Below are 6242 nucleotides of genomic sequence, written 5' to 3'. Positions count from 1 at the left end.
TGATTTGCAACTATAAAATTACTCATTTTCTGCGATATGCGGAAATCCCTGTGCCTCTTTTATATCCCAAGAAGAAGGTTATCTATTAACTTGCGAAACTTGAATTATTAATCTTCACGCCGTAAGATTATTAATCTTACAGTGTGCTTTTGCACAAGGCAAACAAGGAAAGATAGAAAATTTTTTGTGCCGGAGTGCTCGGCTTGCAGCTTCCGTATCTGTATACCTTTGGATAAGGGCAGGTGCGGAAGCTTTTTTGTTTGGTTGGTTTTTGCCTTGCCAATCATCTGTAAAAGAAAAAAATACCTAAATTCTTTGTGGGTTCGGATAAAAGCCGTACCTTTGCAAGCCGATTATTATCAAATAGTATAATTTAAAATCTGACACCTTCTTTTTTCTTTTGTCCGGGAAAGGAGGAGCGTGGAGGATAGTTTTTTAGTAGTTAACATTTTAAAACCAATTTAAGAGTGGATACTTTAAGTTACAAGACCATTTCTGCAAACAAGGCTACTGTGAACAAAGAGTGGGTCATAGTAGATGCTACCGATCAGGTTGTAGGCCGTCTCGGTGCTAAAGTTGCGAAACTTTTGAGAGGTAAGTATAAACCGAACTTTACCCCTCACGTAGATTGTGGCGATAATGTGATTATCATTAACGCAAGTAAAGTGAAATTTACAGGTAACAAATGGACTGACAAGATTTACCTGAGCTATACAGGTTATCCGGGTGGTCAGCGTGAAATTACTCCGGCTCGTTTGATGCAGAAGCCTAACGGTGCAGAAAAACTGATGAAACGTACTGTAAAAGGTATGCTCCCCAAGAACCGTCTGGGTGCCAAACTGTTGGGTAATCTGTATGTGTATGAAGGTGCTGAGCACAAGCATGAAGCTCAGTCTCCGAAGTTAATCGATATTAATTCACTTAAATAATCAAGCATGGAAGTAGTAAATGCATTAGGCAGACGTAAAAGCGCAGTTGCTCGTGTTTTCGTTAGCGAAGGTACAGGAAAGATTACTATTAACAAGAGAGACCTTGCACAGTACTTTCCATCTCCTATTCTGCAATATGTAGTAAAACAGCCGTTGAATAAATTGGAAGTGGCTGAAAAATATGATATCAAAGTAAATCTGAACGGTGGTGGTTTTACTGGACAGTCTCAGGCTTTGCGTCTGGCTATCGCCCGCGCATTGGTGAAAATCAATCCGGAAGACAAGAAGGCACTTCGTGCAGAAGGTTTCATGACTCGTGATTCACGTGAGGTTGAACGTAAGAAACCGGGTCGTCCGAAAGCACGCCGCAGATTCCAGTTCAGTAAACGTTAATTTGAGTTCTTAGTTTTTAAGTTTGTTAGTTCTTTAGTTTATAAGGCTTGTATGGAGGCTTAAACTCACAAAACTTAAAATCTTAAAAACTCAAAAACTTAAAAAGGCGTTTAGTATCTAAACTGTCTGGACTCTTCCTGCAAGGGGTTTGTGGAGAGACTACCCGGCAGTTGGTTCATTACAAACAAAAAAGAAAGTAAACGATTAAACAATTAAAACATGTCAAGAGTAAATTTTGATACTTTATTGGAGGCTGGTTGCCACTTCGGACACTTGAAAAGAAAGTGGAACCCTGCAATGGCTCCTTATATCTTTATGGAACGCAACGGAATACATATCATCGACCTGAACAAAACCGTTGCCAAAGTTGACGAAGCTGCTGAAGCTTTGAAACAAATTGCAAAATCAGGAAAGAAGATCCTGTTCGTTGCTACTAAGAAACAAGCAAAACAGATTGTAGCAGAAAAAGCTGCATCTGTAAACATGCCTTACGTTATCGAGCGTTGGCCGGGCGGTATGCTGACCAACTTCCCTACTATCCGCAAGGCTGTAAAGAAAATGGCTACTATTGATAAGCTTACCAACGACGGTACATATGCAAACCTTTCGAAGAGAGAAATCCTTCAGATTTCACGTCAGCGTGCCAAATTGGAAAAGAACCTGGGTTCTATCGCTGACTTGACTCGTCTGCCGTCTGCATTGTTCGTGATTGACGTGATGAAAGAAAACATCGCTGTCCGCGAAGCAAATCGTTTGGGTATTCCTGTATTTGGTATCGTAGATACTAATTCAGATCCGAACAATGTGGATTATGTAATCCCTGCTAATGACGATGCAACAAAATCTATCGAAGTGATTCTTGATGCTTGCTGCGGTGCCATGGCTGAAGGTTTGGAAGAAAGAAAAGCTGAAAAGGTAGATATGGAAGCTGCCGGTGAAAATGCTCCGAAAGCTCCGAAGAAGAAAGCTGCCAAGGCTCGTATGGACAAGGCTGAGCAAGATGCCATCAATGCATCAAAGGCTGCTGCGTTCATCTCTAAGGAAGACGAAGAAGCTTAAATATAATTTTTAATTGAGAGTTGAGAGTTGAAAGTTGAGAGTTACTAAATAAAGCGATTCTCAATTCTCTGTTCTCAGCTCTCAATTTGCATTAGAACGATTATTATTCATTTAAATAAAACAAGATTATTATGGCTGTAAGTATGGCTGATATCACCAAGCTCCGTAAAATGACAGGAGCTGGTATGATGGACTGTAAAAACGCTTTAACAGAATCTGAAGGCGATTTCGATAAAGCAATGGAAATTATCCGTAAAAAAGGACAGGCAGTAGCTGCAAAACGTTCTGACCGTGAAACTTCAGAAGGTTGTGTACTGGCTAAGTCTACCGGTGATTATGCTGCAATGATTGCCTTGAAATGTGAAACCGACTTCGTTGCCAAGAATGCTGATTTCGTAGCATTGACTCAGGCTATTCTGGATGCTGCTATTGCAAACAAATGCCAGACTTTGGATGAAGTGAAAGCTTTGCCGATGGGTAATGGTACGATTGCAGATGCAGTGGTAGAACGCAGTGGTGTGACTGGCGAAAAAACCGAGTTGGATGGTTACAACTTCGTATCGGGCGCTTGTACCGCCGTTTACAATCACATGAACAAGAACCAACTTTGTACAATCGTTGCTTTCAACAAAGTATGCGATGCACAGGTGGCTCACGAAATCTGCATGCAGATTGCAGCTATGAACCCGATTGCTATTGATGAAGACGGCGTTCCCGAAGCTGTGAAACAAGAAGAAATTAACGTAGCCGTTGAAAAGACAAAGGCTGAACAAGTGCAGAAAGCGGTAGATGCAGCTTTGAAGAAAGCCGGCATCAATCCGGCTCACGTAGACAGCGAAGAGCACATGGAAAGCAACATGGCTAAGGGTTGGATTACAGCCGAAGATGTAGCCAAAGCAAAAGAAATCAAAGCGACAGTTGCTGCCGAGAAGTCTGCCAACTTGCCTCAGGCTATGATTGAAAATATTGCGAAAGGCCGTTTGGGCAAATTCTTGAAAGAAGTTTGCTTGCTGAAGCAGGAAAGCATCATGGACCCGAAAAAGACGGTTGCAGAAGTATTGAAAGCTGCAGATCCGGAATTGGTGGTAACAGAATTCAAACGCTTCACTTTGCGTGCTGAATAATTGTTGTAGTTAAAGATTTTAAGAGCTGTCTTCAATATTTGAGAGGGCAGCTCTTTTTTATGCGAAATCTGTTTCTAGATTCTTGTCGATGGAATCTCATCGGATATAAGGATTTGTCCGTCGTTTCATTTCATTTTGCACACTTACTTATGATTGCATAGGAAAAGGCAATTAATCATTTAGCCAGTCCTATATTACTGGGATTGCAGTTTTGATGCGTCAGGATTGCAGTCCTATATCTATTAGGACTGCAGTCCTAGTATATTAGGATTATGCGAGGACTGGTATGCATCTTGCTACGCAATTGGCTTATGCAGGAAAAGCAAATGGTAAGGTGAGGGTATTATTTCCGTATCCTCGGCAAATTTTTATCAAATAAGCTGTTTTTGAATTTATCGTCCAAAGCACGCACGAAAACGGATACATCAAGCCAAGAAAAACTTTTTGTCGAAATTCAAAACAGTTTCTTGGCCTTCTTTCTTTACCGCATTCTATTCTGTTTCTTTTTCTGCTAATTGTTTTCGGTATTGTTTGGGAGAAACTCCAATGTAGCGCTTTACGTATTTCCCGAAAAAAGACATGTTGGGGAAGTCCAGCTCGTTGACGATTTCCTTGATACTTTTTTCTGATTTCTTCAACATGTAGAGTACATCCTTGATGACGTATTGGTTGATGATGTCGGAAGCGGTTTCTCCGGATATCTCCTTGCATACGGCAGAGAGGTATTTGGGCGTGACGTGCAGCTTGTCGGCATAAACCGCTACCATCCGCGGTTTGGGATACGATGAGACAAGCAGGTGCAGGAACTCTTTGAACAGCCGTTCGCTGGAAGAATAGGTAGGCGTTGCGAATTTCCCGAAGCGTTCCATGGCGTCATGAAATTCGTAAAGGAATGCTTGTATCAGTGAGTCGACGATTTCTTTTTGATGGCGTAGCGGAATGCCCGTCAGTTTCGAACGGAGCAAGTCATAATACTGGCGAAACATGTCGGCTTCTTCGGGTTTTAGCGTGAGGATGGGGTTCTGTTCCAGGTATTTCAGGATATCCCAGCTGTTGTTCGAAATTACTGCAAGCTGGCTGATGTATTCTGGCGACATGCAGATGCAGCGGAACTGTACGTCTGCACTGACCATACTTTTTTCCAATATGATGTTGGGGTGGCAGATGAGCAGGTCGTATTCGTTCATCGTATAGGCTTCGCCGTTGATGTAGAGCGAGGCTCTCCCTTTGATGCAGAGGGCAGCTATGATGAATTCTACTCTGACGGCATTGGTTTGGCCTAATGTATGTAAGTCATCGATAAGGGCGAGCCGGTTGTCGCAATAGGTAGCGATGTGTTCTTTCGCTACTGTGTTCAGATTTCCTTGTGTGATATCCATGTTCTTATTTTCTTTTGTTTGCTGTGGCAAAATAAGTCATTATTTCTTGAAAAGACCTGATTCCAATCTCTTGAAGACTGTTCTGTTTGTCTTATTTGGCTGTATTGTTGGAAAATAGAACATTTATCAAGGAAAATAAAGCCATGTAATTTGGACTAAACTTGTTTCCTTTGCGCAGAATTTTAAAACAGTAACTATGGACAAAAAGGTTATTTTGCCGGTGTGCGCCGCTGTACTCTTGCTTGCAGGATGCGGTCAGGAAGAACAGCAGAAGACGCAAGATGTGGTTAAGGTAAAAACAATGCAGGTCGCTCCGGCGGCGATTGAAGGCACGCGTTGCTTTTCGGGTACGGTAGAAGAAACGGCAGGCACGCCGCTCAGCTTTTCGGTAATGGGAACGGTAGAAGCTGTTCATTTCCGGTTGGGTGACCGGATAGGGAAGGGGCAGCTTCTGGCTTCGGTAGACCCAACGTCGATGCAGAGCAGTTATGATGCGGCAAAAGCCACGCTGGTGCAGGCGGAAGATGCCTATCGGCGTATGAAAGAACTGCACGACAAAGGCAGTTTGCCCGAGATACAGTGGGTAGAGGTGCAGAGCAAACTCCAGCAGGCACGCTCGATGGAAGAAATGGCGCAGAAGAACTTGAAGGACTGTAAGCTGTACGCACCCTTTAGCGGTGTGATAGCAGATAAGTCGGTAGAGGTAGGGCAGAACGTAGTGCCCGGCATGGCAGTGGGTAAGTTGGTGGGAGTGAGCCAGCTGAAAGTGAAGATAGCGGTGCCCGAAGCCGAGATAGGCAGCATCGCCTTGCGCCAGCAGGCGGTCATCAAAGTGCCTGCGCTGGGAGATAAGGTGTTCGCAAGTGTGGTGAGCGAGAAAGGCATTGTTGCCAATCCGATGTCGCGCTCTTACGAAGTGAAGCTGGATGTGACGGATACCGATGGTTCTCTGATGCCGGGCATGGTAGCAGAAGTCAATCTGGCGGGTGGAAACGCAAGAGCACAGGTGGTGATACCGGCACGTATTGTGCAACTTGATGAACAGAACCGTTCGTTCGTATGGGTAGACAATCAAAGTGTTGCAGAAAAGCGGGTGATTGTCTGCGGCGATTTTTCCGGAAACGGGGTTATTGTCACTTCCGGGCTGAATGCCGGCGACCGCATCATTGTGGAAGGCCAGCAGAAGGTATGCAACGGAACAATTATAAATGAAGAATGAAGAACGAAGAATGAAGAATATGCTGTTTTCATTCTTAGAAGCTGTTTTGAATTTATCGTGCGATGATTTGGGATGAGTTTTTGAGGCATTTTCGCTTCTGTGATGAGGAAGATAGCGGGCTATCTGACGAAGAACAGGA

General features: G+C 43.5%; 6 protein-coding genes. 5 read left to right on the top strand and 1 reads right to left on the bottom strand.

Annotated features, from left to right (window positions below; translation table 11 throughout):
- Positions 1–467 precede the first annotated feature (467 nt).
- From rplM to tsf, 4 genes are all read left to right on the top strand, one after another.
- Positions 468–929, top strand: coding sequence for a 50S ribosomal protein L13 (gene rplM, locus B5F78_RS15575; protein WP_022039235.1), 462 nt, complete (start codon positions 468–470; stop codon positions 927–929).
- Between the two features lie 6 nt (positions 930–935).
- Entirely contained in the window at positions 936–1322 is a 387-nt protein-coding gene (gene rpsI, locus B5F78_RS15570; protein ID WP_087212153.1) for a 30S ribosomal protein S9, read from the top strand.
- Positions 1323–1541: 219 nt separating this feature from the next.
- Positions 1542–2381 carry a 30S ribosomal protein S2 gene (gene rpsB / locus B5F78_RS15565; protein WP_087212155.1) on the top strand — a complete coding sequence of 280 codons (840 nt, stop codon included), beginning with the start codon at positions 1542–1544 and terminating at the stop codon, positions 2379–2381.
- A 131-nt stretch (positions 2382–2512) separates the two neighbouring features.
- A complete protein-coding gene (gene tsf, locus B5F78_RS15560; protein ID WP_087212158.1) occupies positions 2513–3505 on the top strand; it encodes a translation elongation factor Ts in 993 nt (330 codons plus the stop codon).
- Between the two features lie 491 nt (positions 3506–3996).
- Here tsf and B5F78_RS15555 read toward each other — a convergent pair whose 3' ends face one another.
- Entirely contained in the window at positions 3997–4884 is an 888-nt protein-coding gene (locus tag B5F78_RS15555) for a helix-turn-helix domain-containing protein (protein ID WP_087407163.1), read from the bottom strand.
- 196 nt (positions 4885–5080) lie between these two features.
- Between B5F78_RS15555 and B5F78_RS15550 the strand changes: the two genes are divergently transcribed.
- Entirely contained in the window at positions 5081–6103 is a 1023-nt protein-coding gene (locus tag B5F78_RS15550; protein ID WP_087407162.1) for an efflux RND transporter periplasmic adaptor subunit, read from the top strand.
- Positions 6104–6242: the final 139 nt, after the last annotated feature.

The sequence above is a fragment of the Bacteroides sp. An279 genome (assembly GCF_002159615.1).
Classification (GTDB): domain Bacteria; phylum Bacteroidota; class Bacteroidia; order Bacteroidales; family Bacteroidaceae; genus Phocaeicola; species Phocaeicola intestinalis.
Note: the sequence above shows the minus strand (reverse complement) of the source record. Positions and strands in the feature narration are given on the sequence as shown.

Excerpts from the sequence above, each read along its gene's own strand:
- rpsB (WP_087212155.1), top strand. The coding sequence starts at position 1,542 with ATGTCAAGAGTAAATTTTGATACTTTATTGGAGGCTGGTTGCCACTTC.
- rpsI (WP_087212153.1), top strand. The coding sequence starts at position 936 with ATGGAAGTAGTAAATGCATTAGGCAGACGTAAAAGCGCAGTTGCTCGT.
- tsf (WP_087212158.1), top strand. The coding sequence starts at position 2,513 with ATGGCTGTAAGTATGGCTGATATCACCAAGCTCCGTAAAATGACAGGA.
- B5F78_RS15550 (WP_087407162.1), top strand. The coding sequence starts at position 5,081 with ATGGACAAAAAGGTTATTTTGCCGGTGTGCGCCGCTGTACTCTTGCTT.
- B5F78_RS15555 (WP_087407163.1), bottom strand. The coding sequence starts at position 4,884 with ATGGATATCACACAAGGAAATCTGAACACAGTAGCGAAAGAACACATC.